At 67.4% G+C, this 19,181-nt stretch carries 20 protein-coding genes; 18 read left to right on the top strand and 2 right to left on the bottom strand.

Annotated features, from left to right (window positions below; translation table 11 throughout):
• Window positions 1-117: 117 nt before the first annotated feature.
• The 9 genes from secF to AC36XV_RS09445 all read left to right on the top strand — a co-directional run bounded on the left by secF (window position 118) and on the right by AC36XV_RS09445 (window position 10,688).
• Window positions 118-1,017, top strand: coding sequence for a protein translocase subunit SecF (gene secF, locus AC36XV_RS09485; RefSeq protein ID WP_492203442.1), 900 nt, complete (start codon window positions 118-120; stop codon window positions 1,015-1,017).
• A 79-nt stretch (window positions 1,018-1,096) separates the two neighbouring features.
• Complete coding sequence (locus AC36XV_RS09480) at window positions 1,097-1,879, top strand: TatD family hydrolase (protein WP_492203441.1); 783 nt, start codon at window positions 1,097-1,099, stop codon at window positions 1,877-1,879.
• The gene (gene mutL / locus AC36XV_RS09475; protein WP_492203440.1) at window positions 1,876-3,714 is read left to right on the top strand and encodes a DNA mismatch repair endonuclease MutL; all 1,839 of its coding nucleotides are present in this window, start codon (window positions 1,876-1,878) and stop codon (window positions 3,712-3,714) included. The genes AC36XV_RS09480 and mutL overlap by 4 nt, the downstream gene beginning before the upstream one ends.
• A complete protein-coding gene (miaA, locus tag AC36XV_RS09470; protein WP_492203439.1) occupies window positions 3,711-4,727 on the top strand; it encodes a tRNA (adenosine(37)-N6)-dimethylallyltransferase MiaA in 1,017 nt (338 codons plus the stop codon). Before mutL ends, miaA begins: the two co-directional genes overlap by 4 nt.
• Window positions 4,724-5,863, top strand: a complete 1,140-nt coding sequence (bshA, locus tag AC36XV_RS09465) for an N-acetyl-alpha-D-glucosaminyl L-malate synthase BshA (protein ID WP_492203438.1) — start codon at window positions 4,724-4,726, stop codon at window positions 5,861-5,863. The genes miaA and bshA overlap by 4 nt, the downstream gene beginning before the upstream one ends.
• On the top strand, window positions 5,860-6,654 hold the full coding sequence (locus tag AC36XV_RS09460) for an undecaprenyl-diphosphate phosphatase (protein ID WP_492203437.1): 795 nt from the start codon (window positions 5,860-5,862) through the stop codon (window positions 6,652-6,654). Before bshA ends, AC36XV_RS09460 begins: the two co-directional genes overlap by 4 nt.
• A gap of 112 nt (window positions 6,655-6,766) precedes the next feature.
• Entirely contained in the window at window positions 6,767-7,609 is an 843-nt protein-coding gene (locus AC36XV_RS09455) for a biotin--[acetyl-CoA-carboxylase] ligase (RefSeq protein ID WP_492203436.1), read from the top strand.
• Entirely contained in the window at window positions 7,606-8,388 is a 783-nt protein-coding gene (locus AC36XV_RS09450) for a type III pantothenate kinase (protein WP_492203435.1), read from the top strand. The genes AC36XV_RS09455 and AC36XV_RS09450 overlap by 4 nt, the downstream gene beginning before the upstream one ends.
• On the top strand, window positions 8,385-10,688 hold the full coding sequence (locus AC36XV_RS09445; RefSeq protein WP_492203434.1) for a M20/M25/M40 family metallo-hydrolase: 2,304 nt from the start codon (window positions 8,385-8,387) through the stop codon (window positions 10,686-10,688). Before AC36XV_RS09450 ends, AC36XV_RS09445 begins: the two co-directional genes overlap by 4 nt.
• 52 nt (window positions 10,689-10,740) lie before the next feature.
• On the opposite strand, the gene AC36XV_RS09440 is transcribed toward AC36XV_RS09445, so the two are convergent.
• Window positions 10,741-10,941: a hypothetical protein gene (locus AC36XV_RS09440; RefSeq protein WP_492203433.1), complete on the bottom strand. Its 201-nt coding sequence runs from the start codon at window positions 10,939-10,941 to the stop codon at window positions 10,741-10,743.
• 400 nt (window positions 10,942-11,341) lie between these two features.
• Here AC36XV_RS09440 and groES point away from each other — a divergent pair, with 400 nt between their 5' ends.
• Together groES and groL are read left to right on the top strand one after the other, a co-directional pair.
• Window positions 11,342-11,638 (top strand): co-chaperone GroES, encoded by a 297-nt coding sequence (gene groES / locus AC36XV_RS09435; RefSeq protein ID WP_492203432.1) that lies wholly within the window; start codon window positions 11,342-11,344, stop codon window positions 11,636-11,638.
• Between the two features lie 77 nt (window positions 11,639-11,715).
• The gene (gene groL / locus AC36XV_RS09430; protein ID WP_492203431.1) at window positions 11,716-13,344 is read left to right on the top strand and encodes a chaperonin GroEL; all 1,629 of its coding nucleotides are present in this window, start codon (window positions 11,716-11,718) and stop codon (window positions 13,342-13,344) included.
• 95 nt (window positions 13,345-13,439) lie between these two features.
• On the opposite strand, the gene AC36XV_RS09425 is transcribed toward groL, so the two are convergent.
• Window positions 13,440-13,934 (bottom strand): hypothetical protein, encoded by a 495-nt coding sequence (locus AC36XV_RS09425; RefSeq protein WP_492203430.1) that lies wholly within the window; start codon window positions 13,932-13,934, stop codon window positions 13,440-13,442.
• Between the two features lie 187 nt (window positions 13,935-14,121).
• Here AC36XV_RS09425 and AC36XV_RS09420 point away from each other — a divergent pair, with 187 nt between their 5' ends.
• From AC36XV_RS09420 to AC36XV_RS09390, 7 genes are all read left to right on the top strand, one after another.
• Window positions 14,122-15,276 (top strand): metallophosphoesterase family protein, encoded by a 1,155-nt coding sequence (locus tag AC36XV_RS09420; protein WP_492203429.1) that lies wholly within the window; start codon window positions 14,122-14,124, stop codon window positions 15,274-15,276.
• A 2-nt stretch (window positions 15,277-15,278) separates the two neighbouring features.
• Window positions 15,279-16,313, top strand: a complete 1,035-nt coding sequence (locus AC36XV_RS09415) for a proline iminopeptidase-family hydrolase (protein ID WP_492203428.1) — start codon at window positions 15,279-15,281, stop codon at window positions 16,311-16,313.
• A 37-nt stretch (window positions 16,314-16,350) separates the two neighbouring features.
• On the top strand, window positions 16,351-17,487 hold the full coding sequence (locus AC36XV_RS09410; RefSeq protein ID WP_492203447.1) for a saccharopine dehydrogenase family protein: 1,137 nt from the start codon (window positions 16,351-16,353) through the stop codon (window positions 17,485-17,487).
• Between the two features lie 38 nt (window positions 17,488-17,525).
• Window positions 17,526-17,963 carry a DoxX family protein gene (locus AC36XV_RS09405; RefSeq protein WP_492203427.1) on the top strand — a complete coding sequence of 146 codons (438 nt, stop codon included), beginning with the start codon at window positions 17,526-17,528 and terminating at the stop codon, window positions 17,961-17,963.
• A 70-nt stretch (window positions 17,964-18,033) separates the two neighbouring features.
• On the top strand, window positions 18,034-18,321 hold the full coding sequence (locus AC36XV_RS09400) for a DUF3467 domain-containing protein (protein ID WP_492203426.1): 288 nt from the start codon (window positions 18,034-18,036) through the stop codon (window positions 18,319-18,321).
• Window positions 18,322-18,323: 2 nt separating this feature from the next.
• Window positions 18,324-18,887 carry a dihydrofolate reductase family protein gene (locus AC36XV_RS09395; protein WP_492203425.1) on the top strand — a complete coding sequence of 188 codons (564 nt, stop codon included), beginning with the start codon at window positions 18,324-18,326 and terminating at the stop codon, window positions 18,885-18,887.
• Window positions 18,877-19,146: a DUF2277 domain-containing protein gene (locus tag AC36XV_RS09390; RefSeq protein WP_492203424.1), complete on the top strand. Its 270-nt coding sequence runs from the start codon at window positions 18,877-18,879 to the stop codon at window positions 19,144-19,146. Before AC36XV_RS09395 ends, AC36XV_RS09390 begins: the two co-directional genes overlap by 11 nt.
• Window positions 19,147-19,181: the final 35 nt, after the last annotated feature.

Genomic DNA, 19,181 nt, shown 5'->3' with positions numbered 1-19,181 from the left:
GTGATCGGCATCCTGGCTTCGTTCTTCACGGCCCTCTACGTCACGCGGACGGCCTTCCTCATCTACCTCGAGCGGCGGTCGCCGACCGAGCCACTGAGCATCTGACCTGGTCCCGATATGAGAATATTCAGAGGCGCCCACTACGACTTTCTCGGCCAGCGCAGACGGGCCTACGTGGTATCGGCCGCGCTGCTCCTGGTGGGCATCGTATCGCTCGTCATGCACGGGGGACCGCGCTACGGCGTGGACTTCACGGGCGGAACGCTCCTTCAGGTCGAGTTCACGCAGCCCACGTCCGTATCGGATGTGCGTGGCGTGATCGCGGGCGCGGGGATCGAGAACGCTCAGATCCAGCAGCTGGGCACGTCGAACGAGTTCCTGATCCGGACGCAGGCGTTCGAGGGGATCGTCGAGAGCGTCGAGACGCTGTTCACGGAGGCGTACGGACCGGACGGCTACTCGATGAGCGCCGACGCGGTGGGACCGAAGGTGGGGTCGGAGCTGCAGAGGAAGGCCGCGATCGCCATCCTGATGTCCTTCGCCCTCACGCTGGTCTACCTCGCGTTCCGTTTCGAATGGCGGTTCGGCGTGGCGGCGATCATCGCGACGTTCCACGACATCACCATCACCTTCGGCTTCATCTCGCTGTTCGACATCGAGATCACGCTGGCGACGGTGGCCGCGATCCTGACCATCCTCGGGTACTCGCTGAACGACACGATCGTCGTGTTCGACCGCATTCGGGAGAACCTCAAGAAGCGCCGCAAGGACCGGTACGAGGACATCGTGAACTCGAGCATCAACGAGACGCTCCCGCGCACCGTGCTGACCAGCGGCACGACGCTGGTCACGCTCCTGGCCCTGTTCATTCTCGGCGGAACGGTCGTGCGACCGTTCGCTCTCGTGCTGATTCTCGGTATCGTGATCGGGACCTACTCGTCCATCTTCGTGGCCTCTCCGGCGCTGCTCGAGATCGAGCACCGCTCGAGGCGGAAGGAGAAGGCGGCGGGTCGCTGAACCGACGGACAGGGATGGCGCACCGGGCACAGCGGGGCGCCATCGCCCATCCACCTGCACAGCCCCAAGCGACGGTCCCATGCCGGTGAAGCTCTTCGACAGCCATCTCCATCTCTCCGATGCTTCCTTCGAGGAAGACCGCGCCGACATCCTCTCCAGGGCGCGCGATGCAGGCGTCTCCGGAATGGTCACGGTGGCGTCCGATCTGGAAGATGCACGGGCGGCGCTGCGATTCGCGGACCGAACGCCCGGCCTGTGGAGCACGGCCGGACTCCACCCGCACGACGCGCAGGCCTTCGATTCCAGTCGCGACCCGGACCTCATGCGTGAGCTCGCCGCGGAGCGCCCGGTGGTCGCGATCGGGGAGACGGGGCTCGACTACTTCTACGACCACTCTCCGCGGGTCGAGCAGGGCGACGCGTTCGAGGCACAGCTCGAGCTGGCCGCCGAGACCGATCTGCCGGTCGTGGTGCACTCGAGGGCCGCCGACGCGGACACGATCTCCTTCATCCGCAGGTTCGCCGGGCGGGTTCGCGGCGTGCTGCACTGCTTCTCCGGCGGGCGGGCTCTGCTCGAAGCGGGGCTGGACGCGGACTGGTTCGTCTCGTTCTCGGGAATCGTGACGTTCAAGAAGTTCGCCGACGATGACCTGGTGCGGCGCGTGCCGGACGACCGGCTGCTGATCGAGACGGACAGTCCCTATCTCGCCCCGGTTCCGAGGCGCGGGAAGCGCAACGAGCCTTCGTTCCTGCGCCACACGTGCGAGTCGGTGGCGTCGATCCGGGGGGTGGATTTCGAGGCCGTGGCCGAGCGCACGACGGCGAACGCCTGCCGATTCTATCGTGTGGAGCTGCCGTCGTGAGCGGGGCGGGGGACGACCGGCGTAGGGTCCGCATCCTGCCGGATCACGTGGCGAACCAGATCGCCGCCGGCGAGGTCGTGGAGCGTCCTGCCTCCGTGGTCAAGGAGCTGGTGGAGAACGCTCTCGACGCGGGGGCCCGCTCGATCCGGGTCGACATGCGGAACGGGGGAAAGACCCTGATCCGGGTGGCGGATGATGGAGAGGGGATGAGTCGTCCCGATGCGCTCCTCGCCCTGGATCGCCACGCCACCAGCAAGATTCGGTCGGCAGAGGACCTCCACGGCGTCACCTCGTTCGGCTTTCGCGGCGAGGCGCTTCCGTCGATCGCGGCCGTGAGCCGGCTCGAGCTCGAGACGGCGCCCGTGGATGGCGGCGCGGCGACCCGAATCCGGGTCACGGCCGGGCGCATCACTTCCGCCGACGAGATCGCCCGCCAGCCGGGAACCACGGTCACGGTGCGTTCGCTGTTCCAGAACGTGCCCGCCCGCGCCAAGTTCCTGCGCGCCGCCGGTGCCGAGACCCGGGCCGCGAGTGAGGCCGTGCTGCTTCTCGCACTGGCGAACCTGAGGACCGCCTTTCACCTCGAATCCAACGGGAGGGAGCTGCTTTCCCTGCCGGCGGTGGAAAACCTGACCGACCGCGTCGCGGACATCTGGGGACAGGACGAGGCGGTCCGGCTGCTGGAGCTGGACTCGGGTTCGAGCGACGTCCGCGTCGCCGGACTGATCCAGCGTCCCGATGCGGCCCGTCGCAGCGGCGGCCGGCGCTACCTGTTCGTGAACGGACGTCCGTTTCGAGACTCTTCGCTCGTCCGAGTCGTGGACGACGCGTACCGGACGACGGTGGCGCCGGGTCTCCGGCCGACCTTCCTCCTCTACCTCCAGCTGGATGGGAGCGGCGTCGACGTCAACGTTCACCCGGCGAAGGCGGAAGTCCGGTTCGGCGATGGCGCCGCCGTGCGGCGAGCGGTGGATGAGGCGGTCCGCGAGCGGCTGGGGGCGGTGAGCAGCGCGCCCGGACTGGGGCCCGAGGCTGCTCCCTCGGGCCCGGAATCGCCGATCGCGGGCCGGCCCCCGAGCTTTCGCGGCGGAGGTCCGGCGAGGATCGCGGAGCGCCCCGCTGCTCCGGCCTCGTCCGATGGGACGCCCCCACAGCTCGCGTTCTTCGTGGCGCGTCGGGGGGACGCGGAGGAAGGGGACGGGGGCGCCGCGGACGGCGGGGAGGGCGGCGCCGACCCCCTTTCCGTGCCCGCCCGAGCCGCCAGGCCGCACGCGTGGCAGCTGCACGACGCGTACATCCTCGTCTCGACGCGAGAGGGCCTCCTGATCGTGGACCAGCATTCGGCCCACGAGAGAGTGCTGTTCGAGGAGATCATGCGCCGGTTCACCGAGGGTGGCGCGGAATCGCAGCGGCTGCTCTTTCCGCTCACCCTGCGGCTCGCGCCGGCGGAGTTCGCGGCGGTGGAGGAGCTCGGGGGGCTCTTGAGGGCCGTGGGCTTCGAGGTGGAGGCGTTCGGTGACCGCACGGTGATCATTCATTCGGCGCCCAACCCGCACCCGTATTTCGACCCGGAAGCCTGTTTCGCCGACATGGTGGGCGAGCTGGCTCACGGGTCGGAGCTGGTGAATTCGGCGAGGAACCAGCACGAGAGGATCGCCAAGAGCATGGCGTGCAAGGGCGCCATCAAGGCGGGTCAGCCCCTGTCGCAGGCGGAGATGGAGGAACTGGTGGACCGCCTCTTCGCGACCGAGTTGCCCGGCCACGACGTGCATGGACGGCCGACGATCCTCCGGCTGACGATGGAGGAGCTGGCCCGCCGATTCGGTCGCTCGTGAATCACGGGGGCCCGGATGCGGCAGGGCGCCGTCCGAGGGCGCTCGTCCTCCTCGGCCCCACGGCCACGGGCAAGACGAGTCTGGCCATTCGGGTGGCGGAGGCCGTGGACGGAGAGATCATCTCGGCCGACAGCCGCCAGGCGTACCGGGGACTCGAGGTCGGCACGGCGGCTCCATCCGGGGAGGAGCGCGCCGCTGTCCCCCATCACGGAGTGGCCTTCCTGGAGCCGGGGGAGCGATACGGGGCCGGTCGCTTTTCGCGACTCTGTCGGAAGTGGATCGTGGAGATCGAGAGCCGCGGCCGGACGCCCCTGCTGGTCGGAGGGACCGGGTTGTTCGTACGAGCCCTGATACAGCCCGTCTTCGACGAGCCCGCGCTGGACGAGACCCGCAGGTCCGCGCTGGAGGAATGGCTGCGACCGCGCCCCCTGCGCCAGCTGCGGAGATGGACGGATCGCCTGGACCCCGAGCTCGGCCGAAGGCTGTCCGTGGTCGATCGTCAGCGAGCCGGTCGAGCGCTCGAGCTCGCTCTCCTGTCGGGCCGCAGTCTGACCTGGTGGCAGACGCACGGAACGCCCGAGGCCGAGCCGCTTCCGGTCAGGCTTTGGGTCCTCGAGTGCGAGCCGGGAGCGCACCGGTCGAGGATCCGGAAAAGGGCTGGCGACATGCTCGCGAGCGGGTGGAAGGAAGAGGTCGAATCGCTCGTGGCCGCCGGTCATGGACCCGACTCTCCAGCCATGACGGCGATCGGCTACCGGGAGGTGTGGCGCTGGTCCGCGGGCGAGATCTCGCGCGACGAGGCGCTCGAGGCCATCGTCAGGGACACCTGGCAGTACGCGCGTCGCCAGAGGACATGGATGCGGCACCAGCTGCCCGGCGATGCCCGGAGGGTGGACGCGGAGACGGGCGTGCAGGAGCTTGCCGCACGCATCGCCGCGGACTGGACGGAAGCGGTCGGCGACGACACCGGCGACGGTGAACGGCCCGGCCATCACTCGGCAGGTACGGGATGAGAATCGGAATCGCTTGCTATCCGACGTATGGAGGCTCCGGAGCCCTGGCCACCGAGCTCGGCATCGAGCTGGCCGCCAGAGGCCACGAGCTCCACTTCATCACCTATGCCCAGCCCTTCCGACTCACCGCCTTTCACGAGCGGTTGTTCTTCCACGAAGTCGAGGTGCCGCACTATCCTCTCTTCGAGTACCCGCCCTACTCGCTCGCCCTGGCGGTCCGCATGCACGAAGTGGCCCGGCAGCACGACCTCGAGATCATGCATGCTCACTACGCCATTCCCCATGCGGAAGCGGCGTGGGTGGCGAAGCAGATGCTCCGGAAGGAGGACCGTGATCTCAAGCTGGTCACCACGCTCCACGGGACGGACATCACCCTGGTCGGCCAGGATCCGTCCTTCTCGGCGATCACCCGGTTCTCGGTCGAACAGTCCGATGGGATCACCGCCGTCTCGGAATACCTGCGAGACGAAACGCACCGCGCGTTCAAGTGCGACCGGGCCGACATCCGCGTGGTGCCGAATTTCGTGGACCCGGAGGTGTACCGACCCGGCCGCGGCGATTGCGAGTTGCGCGCTCTGGCCCCGGAAGGCGAGAAGGTGGTCATGCACATCTCGAACTTCCGCAGAGTGAAGCGCGTGGACGATGTCATCCGGATCTTCGCGGGCATCCGACGCGAGATTTCGTCCCGCCTCGTCTTTATCGGGGATGGTCCGGAACGCTCTGCGGCGACGGAGCTCGCCGGAGAACTGGGAGTCCTCGACGACGTCGTGTTTCTCGGCAAGCTCGAGTCCGTGGCCGCGCTCCTCGCCTGCGCGGACCTGTTCCTCCTGCCCTCGGAGCAGGAGTCGTTCGGGCTGGTGGCCCTGGAGGCCATGGCGAGCGGCGTTCCGGTGATCGGAACGGGAGGCAGCGGGCTCGCCGAGGTCGTGGATGATGGCGAGACGGGCTTCCTTCACCCGGTGGGAGACACGGACGCGATGGCGGCGAGTGGCCTGCGACTGCTGCGAGACCGGGAATTGTGGACCCGATTCAGTCACGCTGCCCGGGCCACCGCCGTGGAGCGCTACTCGGCCGACCTGATCGTTCCGATGTATGAGCGGGTGTACGAAGAGGTGCTGTCGGGGCCGGGCTCTTGAACGCGATCGAATCGCTGGCGCTCGGGATCGTCCAGGGCTTCACCGAGTTCCTTCCCGTCTCCAGCAGCGGCCATCTCGTCCTCGGGCAGGCTCTGCTCGGCATCCAACGGAGCGGGGTGACCTTCGAGGTCACGGTCCACCTGGCGACGCTGTGCGCCGTTCTGTGGGTCTACCGCCGACGCGTGGCATCGCTCGTTTCCGGGGCTCTTCGCGGCGACCGGGCGGCGTGGCGCTACGTGGGTCTTCTCGTCCTGGCTTCGGTGCCGGCCGGTTTCGCGGGCGTCCTGGGTCGGGAATGGTTCGAGTCCGCCTTCGGCCGTCCGGTCATGGCGGCTGCCATGCTGATCGTCACCGGCTTCGTCATCTACTCGATCCGTTTCACGGCAAGTCGTGCCCGCCAGCCCGATCCGTCTTTCCGCGATGCGGCCTGGATCGGTGTCGCTCAGGCCGCGGCGATTCTTCCCGGCCTGAGCCGTTCAGGGTCGACGGTGGCCATGGGTACGTGGCTGGGGGTGGAGCCGGTGGCGGTGGCCGAGTTCTCGTTCCTGATGTCCGTTCCGGCGATCCTCGGCGCCGGACTGCTGCAGCTGGGCGACGCGGCCGGAGCGGGCGCAACGGGTGTGCCCGCTCTCGCCCTCGGTTTCGGCGCGGCCCTGGTGTCCGGTGTGGTGGCGATCCGATGGTTCGTGCGCATGCTGGAGAAGAGTGCGTTTCATCGCTTCGCCTGGTATTGCTGGGCCGTGGGCTGCGGATATCTGCTGGCGGCTGTGTTCGTTCCCGGGCTTCGATGACGGGCGGGACGGCGGGGATGTGGCACGAGCCCGCGTTCACTAGGTTTCGATCGCGGTGGGCGCGCGGACGTGAGCGACGTGTGCTCGAATCTATCCTCACGGGTGAAGAGCTATGGGCAGGCGCCGAGTGAACGAGTGGGAGGGGCATGCGCTCGAGGAGCTCCAGGATCGCTGGGGCCGCGACTCCGTTCACCTGTACGGCAGGATCGACTCGACCAATGAAGTCGCGCGACAGCTGGCGGAGGAGGGCGCTCCGGCCGGCACGATCGTGCTCTGCCGGGAGCAGACGGCGGGTCGGGGAAGGGCGGGGCATGCGTGGTACTCCCCGGCGGACCGCGGCCTGTACCTGAGCCTGATACTCAGGCCATCGGACCTCTCGCATCCGGCCATGGTGTCCATCCTGTCGGGGCTCGGGATCGTGGAGCGTCTCGATTCGGCCTTTCCGGGGCTGCAACCGGCTCTGAAGTGGCCGAACGACATCGTCGCCGGGGGACTCAAGCTGGGTGGGGTCCTCGCAGAGGCCACGTGGCAGGACGCGCACCCTTCGTACCTCGTGGTCGGGGTCGGTCTCAACATCCGGCCCCTGGGAGCGAACGCCCCGGACGAGCTCGAGGGCCTCGCCACGACGATGGAGATGATTCTCGAACAGCCGGTGCCCTTCGCGGAGGTAGCCGACTGCGTCATCGAAGGGCTCGAGATCCGGCTTGCGGGATTGCCCGCATCGCTCACCGCGGACCTCCTGGAGCGAGTCGATCGGTACGACTGGTTGCGCGACCGGCGGGTGCGACTCACGCCGCCGGGGGCGGAGGCGGGGCAGCCGGGAACCTGTGTGGGGATCGCACCCGACGGCGCGCTTCTGTTCAGGCCGGACCAGGGAGCGTTGCGGCGGGTGACGGATGGAGTGGTCGATCCGTGGTCCATGTCGGGTTCGAAAGGGAAGGGCGGGGCCTCATGATCCTGGCTGTCGACGTCGGTAATACGGAGACACTCCTGGGACTGTTCTCGGCCTCCGAGGTCCGGCGCTCGTGGCGCATCAGCACGCAGCGGCACCCGACCGGGGACGAGATGGCCCTCACCCTGGGAGGGCTCCTCGCCACGGAAGTCGACGGTACCGGAGCGATCGACCGCGCGGTCATCGCCTCGGTCGTTCCCGCGATCGACCGCTCGTGGGACGAAGCGTTCGCCCAGCTCGGGATCCCCTTTCGCCGCGTGCATGCCGGCACCCCGCTTCCGGTGGTCCTGGACGTCGATGAGCCCGCCTCGGTGGGTGCCGACCGGATCGTGAACACCCTCGGGACCCGATGTCTGTACGGTCGGAACACCGTCGTCGTCGATCTGGGCACGGCGACGACCTTCGATTGCATCACGGCGGACGGCGTCTTCCTTGGCGGCGTGATCGCGCCCGGACCCCGGGCCGGTATCGATCGAATGCACGAGCGGACGTCCAAGCTGCCCTCGGTGGAGATCCGCGCTCCCGAGCGAGTCATCGGCAGGCGAACCGTCACCTGCCTCGAGTCCGGGGTCTTTTACTCGATCGTCGACGGCATCGACGGCATCGTCCGCCGAATCCTGGCCGAGTGGGACCCGGAGGAACCTCTGGTCATCGCCACGGGCGGACTGGCTGAGGTGATCGCTCCGCACTGTAAGACCGTCGACAAGGTGGATCCCTATCTGACGTTGCAGGGCCTCGTGTGCGCCGATGAGCATCTCGAACGACAGGCTGCGGGCGAATGAGCGACGCGACGGGAGGCGGTGAGCGCCGGGGACGATGCCCGGGTCGACTCGGAATCGCTCTCGCACTGGTCGCCGCCTGGCTGCCGGTGGCCCTGCCTGCGGCAGCCGAGGCTCAGGAGTCCGCGGTCCCGGAGGCCGGGACGTCGGCCGACTTCCCCCTCACCGGCTTCTCCCCGGAGGCTGCGGAGGAAGAGGATCGGTTCGAGGCCGCTCTGCTCGCGGCGATCGAAGCCGACTCAGCCGCCCGGTGGGCCAAGACCCTGGCGGCCCGGCCTCACGTGGCCGGAACGCCGGGCCAGGTCGCCACGCGAGACTCGGTGCTGGCCTGGCATTCCGCGGCCGGCATCGAGGCCGGGTACGACTCCCTGTGGCTCTATCTTCCGATGCCGCTCGCCGTGTCCGTCGAGCGGACGTGGCCCGAGCCGAAGACGCTCGACCTGAGCGAGCCCGGAATCGAGGTTGACCCCGCGACCCTGGAGGGCGCGGTTCCGGTCTTCAACGCCTATTCGGGAAACGGGATCGCGGCCGGCGAGGTCGTGTTCGCCGGCTACGGGCTTCCCGCCGACTATCGTACCCTCGACTCCGCAGGTGTCTCCGTGGGCGGGAAGGTCGTGCTCGCGCGCTACGGACGCTCGTTTCGGGGCATCAAGGCCCGTGAGGCGGAGGCGCGGGGCGCCGTGGGACTCCTCCTCTACTCCGACCCGGCCGACGATGGCTTCGTGCGGGGGCCCGTCTACCCGGAAGGGCCGATGCGCCCCCCGGCCGGCGTGCAGCGGGGCAGCATTCTGAATGCCACCGGTGACCCCTCGACACCCGACGGGCCTTCGCTTCCCGGTGGCCGGCGGGTTCCGGTGGATCGGATGCAGGGGGTCGTCCGAATTCCCGTCGTGCCCATCGGATACGGGGCAGCCGAGGAACTGCTCGCACCGCTCATGGGGCCGGCGGCGCCGGAGTCCTGGCAGGGCGGGTTGGACCTGACCTACCGACTGGGACCGGGACCGACCCGGGCCCGCGTGGAGGTCCGCACGGAGACGGGCGAAGCCGCGTATCACCCCGCCTACAACACGATCGGAGTGCTTCGCGGTTCCGTGTGGCCCGAGGAATGGGTCATCATCGGGGCGCATCGCGATGCCTGGAGCCCCGGTGCGATCGACAACGTCAGCGGGACGACGAGCGTGGTGGAAGCGGCCCGGGCCTTCGCCGCGGTCGCGCGGCAGGGCATGCGTCCGAAGCGTTCCGTGGTGTTCGTGACCTGGGATGCCGAGGAATGGGGAATCCTCGGTTCCATCGAGTGGGTCGAGGCGCACGCCGAGCGGCTCCGCGCCTCCGTGGTCGCCTACGTCAACCAGGACGCGCCGGTCTCGGGCTCGTCGTTCGGGGCCGCGGCGTCTCCCGAGCTGAAGTCTCTGGCCCGGGATGCGGCCCGGCGGGTGCCCGAGCCGGTGAAGGGCGGCTCGGTCTATGATGCGTGGCTGGCGCGCGTCGTCGAGGGATGGACCGGAGAAGAAGGGCCGGAGCCACTACCGGTAGGGGATCTCGGTGGAGGATCGGATCACAAGGCCTTCTACCAGCACCTCGGGATTCCCGCCATCGGGTTCGGCTTCGGGGGGCGCGGCGGTGTGTATCACTCCATGTACGACACGCCGCGCTGGATGCAGGAGTTCGGCGATCCCGGGTACCGCTATCACGCGGCCACGGCGGGCGTCGCCTCCGTGGTGCTGGGCCGCCTGGCGAACGCCGACGTCCTTCCGTACGACTTCAGCGAGCTGGCTGCGGTGGCCGGAGAGCGCGCGGGGCACCTGGAGGTCGAGGTGGAGGCGGCGATCGAGGCGGCAACCGCGACGGAACATGCGGTGGGGGAGGGCGCTCCGACGGTGGAAGAAGCCTTGCCAGTGGCCAGAAGACTGCGAACCGCGGTCGATCACCTGCGGGCCTCGATCGACAGCCTCACGGCCGAGGCGGCCTCCTACACGACGGCGAGAGACCGTCGTCTGGCGGCCGGGCCGCTGAGTCCCGCGGCGGCGCAGGCCGTGAACGAGGAGCTCCGCCTGGCGAGCCTGGCCCTGACGAGCGAATCCGGTCTTCCCGGCGAGCCGTGGAGCCGGCAGCTGCTGTTCGCCTCGGATCCGGACAACGGGTACGCGACGCTGCCGATGCCGGCCGTGCGGATTTCGCTGCGGGCGGGGGCGCTGGACCAAACGGCCGACCGGATCGAGGAACTCGGGGACCACCTGGGACTCGTGGCGAGCCATCTCAGAGAGGCGCGCCGTCGGCTGGAAGGGAACTCCGACCCTACCTGAGGCGACGGGGGCCCGGCCGCGTGACCGCCGGGCCCTTCGACCACACCCGTCCCTACTTCACCCGTCGCAGCTTTTCCCTCATCTTTTCGGCATCCTTCGGGCTCACGACCCGAAGGATGAAGTATCCGACCACGAGGACCAGGGCGACCTTGAGGGCGATCGCGAGTAGTGGCATGAGCAGGCCGAACAGCAGGCTCAGCACGGCCATTCCCACGAAGCCCAGAATGAGCAGCGTGATGATCGCTCGAAGCATTCTATCCACCTCCACCTTCGGTTCTGAACGGTCCTCGCCCGGATTCCGCCCGGACGGGACCGGATTCTGGCGTCCCGTTCACAGCTTCGTACGACGTGGACGCACGCAGGGTTTCACCACGGTTTCCGCGCGCCTTTCTGGCAGCCCTGCGCCAGCCTGACAGATCCGACCGGGCTCCCGGTCAGGAAGGCAGAGAAAAGGCCCGAAAAACCTGATACGAAGGAGGATTCGTACTGGCACGCAGTGTGCTTGCCGATGGAGGCCGACATGCGACTTGACCGGGACCGCGGGCCTCGTATTTTGGGAGCGTGTTAGCACTCGATACGTTGGAGTGCTAACAAGTTGCGGTCCGGAGAACAGCGAAGTTCAACCGATAGCGGAAGCACCAGGAGGAGCAGACATGGCAAGCGTCAAGATCAAGCCCATGGCCGATCGGGTGGTCGTCGAGCCTCTCGAGGAGACGGAGGAGATGCGCGGTGGCCTTTACATTCCCGACACGGCCAAGGAGAAGCCGCAGCAGGGGACGGTGATCGCCGTCGGGCCGGGCCGCCGCACCGACCAGGGTGAGCTGATCGAGGTCGAGCTCGAGAAGGGTGACCGGATCCTGTACGGCAAGTACTCCGGTACCGAGGTCACGGTCGACGGCACCGAGTACCTGATCGTCCGGGAGTCCGACGTGCTGGCGGTCCTGGGCTGATTCGAGAAGCGAAGACACGAACTCGACGATCAGAAGATTCCTGATCGAGATCCGAAATTGAGAGGAGTCCAGATACGATGGCCAAGGAACTCGAATTCAACACGGAAGCGCGCGCCCGCCTGAAGAAGGGCGTGGACAAGCTCGCCGAGGCGGTGAAGGTCACGCTCGGGCCGAAGGGCCGGAACGTGGTCATCGAGAAGAAGTTCGGTAGCCCCACGGTCACCAAGGATGGCGTGACGGTGGCGAAGGAAGTGGAGCTCGAGGACGCGATCGAAGACCTCGGCGCCAAGATGGTGAAGGAAGTCGCCACGAAGACCTCGGACAACGCCGGCGATGGTACGACCACCGCCACGGTGCTCGCCCAGGCGATCTACACCGAGGGGCTGAAGAGCGTGACGGCCGGTGTGAACCCGATGGCGCTCAAGCGCGGGATCGAGGCCGCGGTCGAGGATGTCGTGGCCCAGCTGGCCGACATGGCGGTCGAGACGTCGGGCAAGAAGGAGATCGCCCAGGTCGCGACCATCTCGGCGAACAGCGATTCGGTGATCGGCGACCTGATCGCCGACGCGATGGAGAAGGTCGGCAAGGATGGCGTGATCACGGTCGAGGAGGCCAAGGGTCTCGAGACGACCCTGGAGACGGTCGACGGCATGCAGTTCGACCGGGGATACCTGTCGCCGTACTTCGTGACGGACCCGGACAAGATGGAAGCGGTGCTCGAGGATCCGCTGATCCTGATCCACGACAAGAAGATTTCGTCGATGAAGGACCTGCTTCCGGTGCTCGAGAAGGTGGCCCAGATGGGCAAGCCTCTCATGATCATCGCCGAGGACGTCGAAGGTGAAGCTCTCGCCACTCTGGTGGTCAACAAGTTGCGGGGCACGTTGAAGGTCGCAGCCGTCAAGGCGCCGGGCTTCGGCGACCGACGCAAGCAGATGCTGCAGGACATCGCGATTCTCACCGGTGGCCAGGTCATCAGCGAGGAGCTCGGCTTCAAGCTGGAGAACGCGGTCGTCAGCGACCTCGGTTCGGCCAAGCGCATCGTCATCGACAAGGACGACACCACGATCGTCGATGGGGCCGGGGACACGGACAAGATCAAGGGCCGGATCAACGAGATCCGCGTGGCGATCGACAAGTCCACCTCGGACTACGATCGGGAGAAGCTGCAGGAGCGTCTCGCGAAGCTCGCTGGCGGTGTCGCCGTGATCAACGTGGGAGCCGCCACCGAGACCGAGATGAAGGAGAAGAAGGCTCGGGTCGAGGACGCGCTCCACGCGACGCGTGCCGCGGTCGAGGAGGGCATCGTTCCGGGAGGCGGCGTCGCGCTGCTGTGGACCCAGAAGGCTCTCGACAAGCTCACTCGGGAGGACTCCGATGAGCAGATCGGCGTGCAGATCGTTCAGCGCGCCCTCGAGGAGCCGCTGCGTCAGATCGCTCAGAACGCGGGCGCCGAGGGGTCGATCATCGTCGAGAGGGTTCGCGAGAAGGGTTCGCTGAACTGGGGCTACAACGCCGCGACCGACGAGTACGAGGACCTCGTGAAGTCGGGGGTCATCGACCCGACGAAGGTCACTCGCACGGCGCTGCAGAACGCGGCCTCGATCGCGGGCCTGCTCCTCACCACGGAGTGCGTCGTGGTGGACAAGCCGGAGAAGGAAGCCGCGCCGGCGATGCCGGGCGGTGACATGGGCGGGATGTACTAGTCGTCCCCCCGAGACGTCGGAAGCGCGTCAGCGGCCCGGTCGAGAGATCGGGCCGCTCGTGCATCCGGGTCCCGCGTGCTCCCGATCGACATCGGTCAGGGATTCTCTTCCGCGTCGAGGCGACAGACGCGCAGGTACCAGCCGAGCGTCCAGCCTCCGAGGAGACCGGCTCCCAGAATGAGCTCCGGGGTCAGGCGAGCCGACGTCATCCACACCGGGCCGGCTCGCGATACCACGATCCACGTCACAAGCCCACCCATCAGACCGAGCAAGCTTCCGTTCCGGGCGTTCCAATGCAGGTGAAAGAGGTTCGCGACTCCGGCTGCCAGAACCCCGAGGACGGCCCAGGCCGCCAGGTAGACGGCGGTGAACGTGACGAGGCGCATGCCCGGCGACGAGGTGGAGGCCTGAATCAGGGACTCGCCCGCCGCAAAGCTCACATCCGACGCGAGGAACGATCGGCTGAGCGCGAGTGGCGTTCCGAGCGGATCTCCCCGCAGGAGGTCGAGAACGAATATCGCTCCCGCGATCGCGATCCCGGCCATCATTCCGGCCTGCACGCCCCACAGCCCGCGTGTCCTCAGCTTCAAGCGTCTGCCTCGAGTCGGAGGGAAAAGCGACCCCACGGGTCCGTCGAACCTCCAACGTGCGTTACGGCTCGACTGAGGTCAATCGACCCCGGAAGCTCTCCGCGCGGACCGGGCGACTCGGGCCGGTCCGGCATACATTGTCATGGCCACAAGGGAATCCTGCGCTAGACGGAGAGTCACGCCAGGTATGCGTCACACGAGATCCAGCCTGTACGAGGCGAGGGTGGGAGCGGGCCTTTCGACTGCGCTCTGGCTGGCCCGTCGGAGCCCGGACCGCGGCTGGGGCCGCTCGACGGAGTTCGACGCGGATTCCGAACGGTTGGTGGTGCTTTCCGACCTTCACCGGGGCAAGCGGGACCGGGCGGACGATTTCCGAAGGTGCGAGGCCGCCTACCTCGGTGCGCTCGCGCATTACGACAGGAGGCGGTTCACGCTCGCCCTCCTCGGCGACGTGGAGGAGCTCTGGAAGAACCGTATCGAGGCGGTTCTGGAGGCGTATCCGAAGGCCTATGAAGCCGAGGCCTCGTTCCAGGCGGACGGCCGATTGTTGCGCTTCTGGGGCAACCATGACGAGGAATGGGTTTCCCCCTCGATGGTCGAGCGGTACCTGGGTCCGCTCTGCAGGGGCGACCCGCCGGAATTTCGGGAGTCTCTGCTCCTCGACGTGCGAAGCGGCGGGGAGCGGCTCGGCTCCCTGTTCATCGTGCACGGTCACCAGGGCACGGGAATGAGCGGGGGCCTCGCCTTTCTGGCCCGCTTCACGGTGCGCTTCATCTGGAAGCCGATCCAGCACATGACCGCCGTGTCCCGGAACACGCCGTCATCGAATCGGAAGATCCGGGAGAAGCACCACCGGGCGATGCGGCACTGGGCGGAGGGCCAGCACGATCTCATCCTGATTGCCGGGCATACGCATCGGCCGGTGTTCGCGTCCGTGGCCATCGTGGACGAGCTCGAGCGGCGCCTGGGTCTGGACATGGAGAAGATCCGCGATCGGGCCGAAGATGAGAGGTTCTGGGAGGAGATCGTCTCCGATTGCACCGGGCGGGGGTGGTTGGGCGACGAAGCGCCTTGCGGACCGCCGCGCGATGGGCCGGCTCCAGCCCCTCACCTGTTCAACGCCGGTTGCTGCTGCTTCCGGGACGGCCGAATCACCGGGATCGAGTTACAGGAGGGCGAGATCCGGCTCGTTCTGTGGAGCGGTGGGGGAGGGGGCGCCCGGAGGGTGCTCGCGAGGGCTCCCCTTCGAGCCGTGTACGATCGGCTGGCGCAGCTTCAATCGATCGGGTCGCGGAAAACGAAGTCGAATCCCGATCCTGAGCCCTCTGAATCGCGGAGGTGAGCATGAGACGCTGGATCTGGTTGGCCTGGGTTGCCTTGTTGCCCGTGGGATGCGGCCCCGGGGACTCCGGAATGGAGGCCGCGCACGAGGCCGGATACCTCGACTACTCGGGACGTGAGGACATCCTGAGCGGTGGGGCGCGCTGGATCCCGATCGAGGCGGGGGGCGACACGTTCAAGGTCTGGGTCAAACGAGTCGGCAACGCCCCGGGCCGTAAGGTGCTCCTCCTTCACGGCGGTCCCGGGGCGACCCACGAATACCTGGAGGCGTTCGACAGCTATTTCCCGGAAGCCGGCATCGAGTACTACTACTACGATCAGCTCGGGTCCCACTTCTCGGACCAGCCCGAAGACCCCTCGCTCTGGCAGGTCGACCGCTTCGTGGACGAGGTGGAACAGGTACGGCTGGCCCTCGGCCTCGGGCCGGAGAACTTCTATCTGTACGGCCACTCCTGGGGCGGCATCCTCGCCATGGAGTACGCGCTCGAGCACCCGGAGAGCCTCAGGGGTCTGATCATCTCCAACATGATGTCGAGCGTTCCGGACTATAACGCGTATGCGGAAGAGGTCCTCAAGCCGGCCATGGACCCCGAGGCCCTCGCGGAGATCGAGGCGTTCGAAGCTGCCGGCGACTTCACGAATCCGCGGTACGTGGAGCTGCTGATGGAGCAGCACTACGTCGATCACGTGCTCCGGATGCCACTCGACGAATGGCCGGAGCCGGTCCAGAGATCGTTCGCCAACACCAACCCGGACGTGTACGTGCTGATGCAGGGGCCCAGTGAGCTCGGGCTGCGAGGGACCCTGGAGGGCTGGGACCGGTCCGCGGACCTGCAGCGCATCCGGGTCCCGACGCTGGTGATTGGATCGCAGTACGATACGATGGACCCGGACCACATGGAGTGGATGGCCGAGGAGCTTCCACGCGGGCGGTATCTGTACTGCGAGGAGGGGAGCCACATGGCGATGTACGACGATCAGGAGACGTATTTTCGAGGACTGATCGAATTCATTCGAGACGTGGACGACGGATCGTGATTCTCCCCGCCGACGGCGGGATCCGGGGGTGAGCGAAATGCGGATTGCGGTGCTGGGGACGGGCCTGGTCGGGAGCGCGATCGTGCGCGATCTGGCTGCCGACGGGGAGTTCGAGGTCGATGCGGTGGATCGCGATCCGGAAGCGCTGGCCCGCGTTGAAGGCATCCGCGGAGTGCGGTGCGTTCAGGCCGACCTCGGCCGGCCGGACGAAGTGGTCGCCGCCGTGCGGGACGTCGGGCTCGTGATCAACGCGGTGCCCGGATTCATGGGCTTCGCAGCCCTTCGGGCGGTCGTGGAGGCGGGAAGGGATGTCGTCGACATCGCCTTCTTTCCCGAAGACCCCTTCGAACTGGACGGCGTGGCCCGTGAGAACGGGGTGACGGCCGTCGTCGACTGTGGCGTGGCGCCCGGGTTGTGCAACGCCACGCTCGGTCATCTGGCCACCCGGCTGGACCGGATCGACGCCTACCGCTGCTACGTGGGTGGACTTCCCGTGCAGAGAGTGTGGCCGTTCGAGTACCGGGCCTGCTTCTCGCCGTCGGATGTTCTGGAGGAATACACCCGACCTGCGCGCTTCGTGGAGGGAGGCGTGGAGATCGTACGCCCCGCGCTGTCGGAGCCCGAGCTCATCGACTTCGAAGGAATCGGTACGCTGGAGGCGTTCAACACGGACGGGCTGCGGACGCTCCTGCGGACGATGGAGATTCCCGAGATGAAGGAGAAGACGCTCCGGTATCCCGGACATGCCGAGATCATGCGGATATTCCGGGAGACCGGCCTGCTGCGGACCGCCCCGATCGACGTGAGCGGTCAGGCGGTCGTGCCGCGCCAGCTCGTCTCGGAGCTCCTGTTCGAGCACTGGAAGCTGCGGGAAGACGAGGAAGATCTCACCGTGATGCGGGTCGAGGTGGAGGGGATGTCGAGTGGGGGGCAGGTTCGCCACACCTTCCATCTGCTCGACCGGTACGATGCACGGACCGGGACCACGTCGATGGCCCGCACCACCGGATTCACCTGCTCGATCGTAGCGCGTCAGGTGGCGCGCGGCCTGTTTCGCCGGCCCGGGATCAACCCGCCGGAGTTCGTGGGACGTGAAGACGAGTGCTGGGACGACTTGCTCGCGGGACTGGAGGCACGGAACATACACTGGACCGATCTGGCCGAGGGGTCGTAGACTCGGCCGCGTCCCGCCCGAAAGGCGGAAGGGGAAGGATGGATCTTCGGGACCTTCGCAGGACTCGCGACGACAGCGTCGCGGGGGCGATTCGGATGGCCCTCGGCGCTCTCTTCCTGATGACCGGCGTGATGAAGCTCGCCGTGCCGATGATCGCCGATGCGTTCCTCGGCCAGTTGAGCGCGGCTCACATTCCCCTCGTCGGCTTCTTCCGCTGGGCCGTGCCGCTCGTCGAGATCGGAAGCGGTCTGGCCCTGATGGTGGGCGTGGTCACGCGGATCGTCGCCCTGGTGATCATCACCGTGATGTCGGTAGCCATCTACGTCCACGCGGTCGCGGATGATCCGTCGTTGTTTCCGTTTCAGCCGCACGAGCCCGTCGTTCCGATCGCGGTGATCCTCATGGCCCTGTTCCTCGTGTGGAGGGGCGCCGGCAGCGCCAGCGTGGATCTGAGGGACGTGCCCCCCGCAGGCTGACGCCCGCCCCGGAGCGTGTTAGCTTGGGCCTGCGGTTTCCGGCCCTTCACCTCCACGGAGTTGCCTTTCGATGGACGAAAAGTCACCACGCTCCGCGCCGCAGGTGCAGATCAATGCCAGCGACGAAGTGGCACGCGGACGATACACGAACAACATGCTGGTCACCCATACTCGCGAGGAGTTCATCCTCGACTACCTGCTCACGGCGCCGAACGGGACGCAGCTCGTCTCCCGGGTGCTCGTCAGCCCGGGGCACATGAAGCGGGTGATCGCGGCGCTGGTGGACAACATGCAGAAGTACGAGGCCAACTTCGGCGAGGTGGTCACGCCCGATCCGGGCCAGCCGCAGTTTCACTGACGATGCGCTTTCGCGTGTACATCGCGTTGAGCCTCGACGGCTTCATTGCGGATGCCGATGGGGACGTGGCCTGGCTCGAGCCGTTTTTCGAAGAGGACTACGGGTATGCCTCCTTCGTGGCGGGCGTCGGCTGTGCCGTGATGGGCCGCTTGACGTACGAGCAGGTGCGAGGGTTCGGGGAGTGGCCCTACGAGGGCTTCGACGTCCACGTGCTCGCGGGCTCGCCGCCGGCGGATCTGCCGCCTTCGGTCCACGCCTGGACCGACACACCCGCTGCGCTCGCCCGACAGCTCGAGGCCGACGGGCCGGAGGGCGACTGCTGGGTCGTCGGTGGAGGGGAGACGATCCGCTCGTTCGGGCAGCTGGGGCTCATCGACGAGTATCATCTGTTCGTGATTCCGGTTCTTCTCGGTGACGGGGTACCGCTCTTCCCGACGCCGTACCCACCCCGCGGGCTGACGCTGGAATCCGTGGCGAGGTGGGAGAACGGGGTCGTCGGTCTCCGCTACGGCACGCGAGCCGACGATGGAGTCGCGGACGAAGGGAATGAGCCAGATGTGTCGTAGCATCCGCCCGCTGTTCAACTACGAGCCCCCGGCCACCGATGCGGAGATCCGCGCCGCTTCGCTGCAGTTCGTGCGGAAGGTGAGCGGTTTCTCGCAGCCATCCCGGGCAAACCGGGAGGCGTTCGACCAGGCGGTTCGGGAGGTATCGGTTACGGTGGACCGGCTTCTCGATTCCCTGGTCACGAGAGCACCGGCCCGAGACCGGGAGCGAGAGGCGGAGAAGGCGAAAGAGAAGGCGAGACGGAGGTTCTCGAGCTGAAGTCAGGCTCTCGACTCAGTGGATCCAACAGGGAA

The organism is Candidatus Benthicola sp., assembly GCF_058719085.1.
The sequence above is the reverse complement of the archived record's forward strand: the minus strand, read 5'-3'. Positions and strand labels throughout refer to the sequence as shown.

What these genes read in the sequence shown, in the direction of transcription:
- AC36XV_RS09480 (WP_492203441.1), top strand. Translation starts at nt 1,097, where the DNA reads ATGCCGGTGAAGCTCTTCGACAGCCATCTCCATCTCTCCGATGCTTCC.
- AC36XV_RS09440 (WP_492203433.1), bottom strand. Translation starts at nt 10,941, where the DNA reads ATGCTTCGAGCGATCATCACGCTGCTCATTCTGGGCTTCGTGGGAATG.
- groL (WP_492203431.1), top strand. Translation starts at nt 11,716, where the DNA reads ATGGCCAAGGAACTCGAATTCAACACGGAAGCGCGCGCCCGCCTGAAG.
- AC36XV_RS09415 (WP_492203428.1), top strand. Translation starts at nt 15,279, where the DNA reads ATGAGACGCTGGATCTGGTTGGCCTGGGTTGCCTTGTTGCCCGTGGGA.
- bshA (WP_492203438.1), top strand. Translation starts at nt 4,724, where the DNA reads ATGAGAATCGGAATCGCTTGCTATCCGACGTATGGAGGCTCCGGAGCC.
- AC36XV_RS09395 (WP_492203425.1), top strand. Translation starts at nt 18,324, where the DNA reads ATGCGCTTTCGCGTGTACATCGCGTTGAGCCTCGACGGCTTCATTGCG.
- AC36XV_RS09450 (WP_492203435.1), top strand. Translation starts at nt 7,606, where the DNA reads ATGATCCTGGCTGTCGACGTCGGTAATACGGAGACACTCCTGGGACTG.
- AC36XV_RS09390 (WP_492203424.1), top strand. Translation starts at nt 18,877, where the DNA reads ATGTGTCGTAGCATCCGCCCGCTGTTCAACTACGAGCCCCCGGCCACC.
- groES (WP_492203432.1), top strand. Translation starts at nt 11,342, where the DNA reads ATGGCAAGCGTCAAGATCAAGCCCATGGCCGATCGGGTGGTCGTCGAG.
- AC36XV_RS09400 (WP_492203426.1), top strand. Translation starts at nt 18,034, where the DNA reads ATGGACGAAAAGTCACCACGCTCCGCGCCGCAGGTGCAGATCAATGCC.
- AC36XV_RS09445 (WP_492203434.1), top strand. Translation starts at nt 8,385, where the DNA reads ATGAGCGACGCGACGGGAGGCGGTGAGCGCCGGGGACGATGCCCGGGT.
- AC36XV_RS09455 (WP_492203436.1), top strand. Translation starts at nt 6,767, where the DNA reads ATGGGCAGGCGCCGAGTGAACGAGTGGGAGGGGCATGCGCTCGAGGAG.
- secF (WP_492203442.1), top strand. Translation starts at nt 118, where the DNA reads ATGAGAATATTCAGAGGCGCCCACTACGACTTTCTCGGCCAGCGCAGA.
- AC36XV_RS09410 (WP_492203447.1), top strand. Translation starts at nt 16,351, where the DNA reads ATGCGGATTGCGGTGCTGGGGACGGGCCTGGTCGGGAGCGCGATCGTG.
- AC36XV_RS09420 (WP_492203429.1), top strand. Translation starts at nt 14,122, where the DNA reads ATGCGTCACACGAGATCCAGCCTGTACGAGGCGAGGGTGGGAGCGGGC.
- AC36XV_RS09405 (WP_492203427.1), top strand. Translation starts at nt 17,526, where the DNA reads ATGGATCTTCGGGACCTTCGCAGGACTCGCGACGACAGCGTCGCGGGG.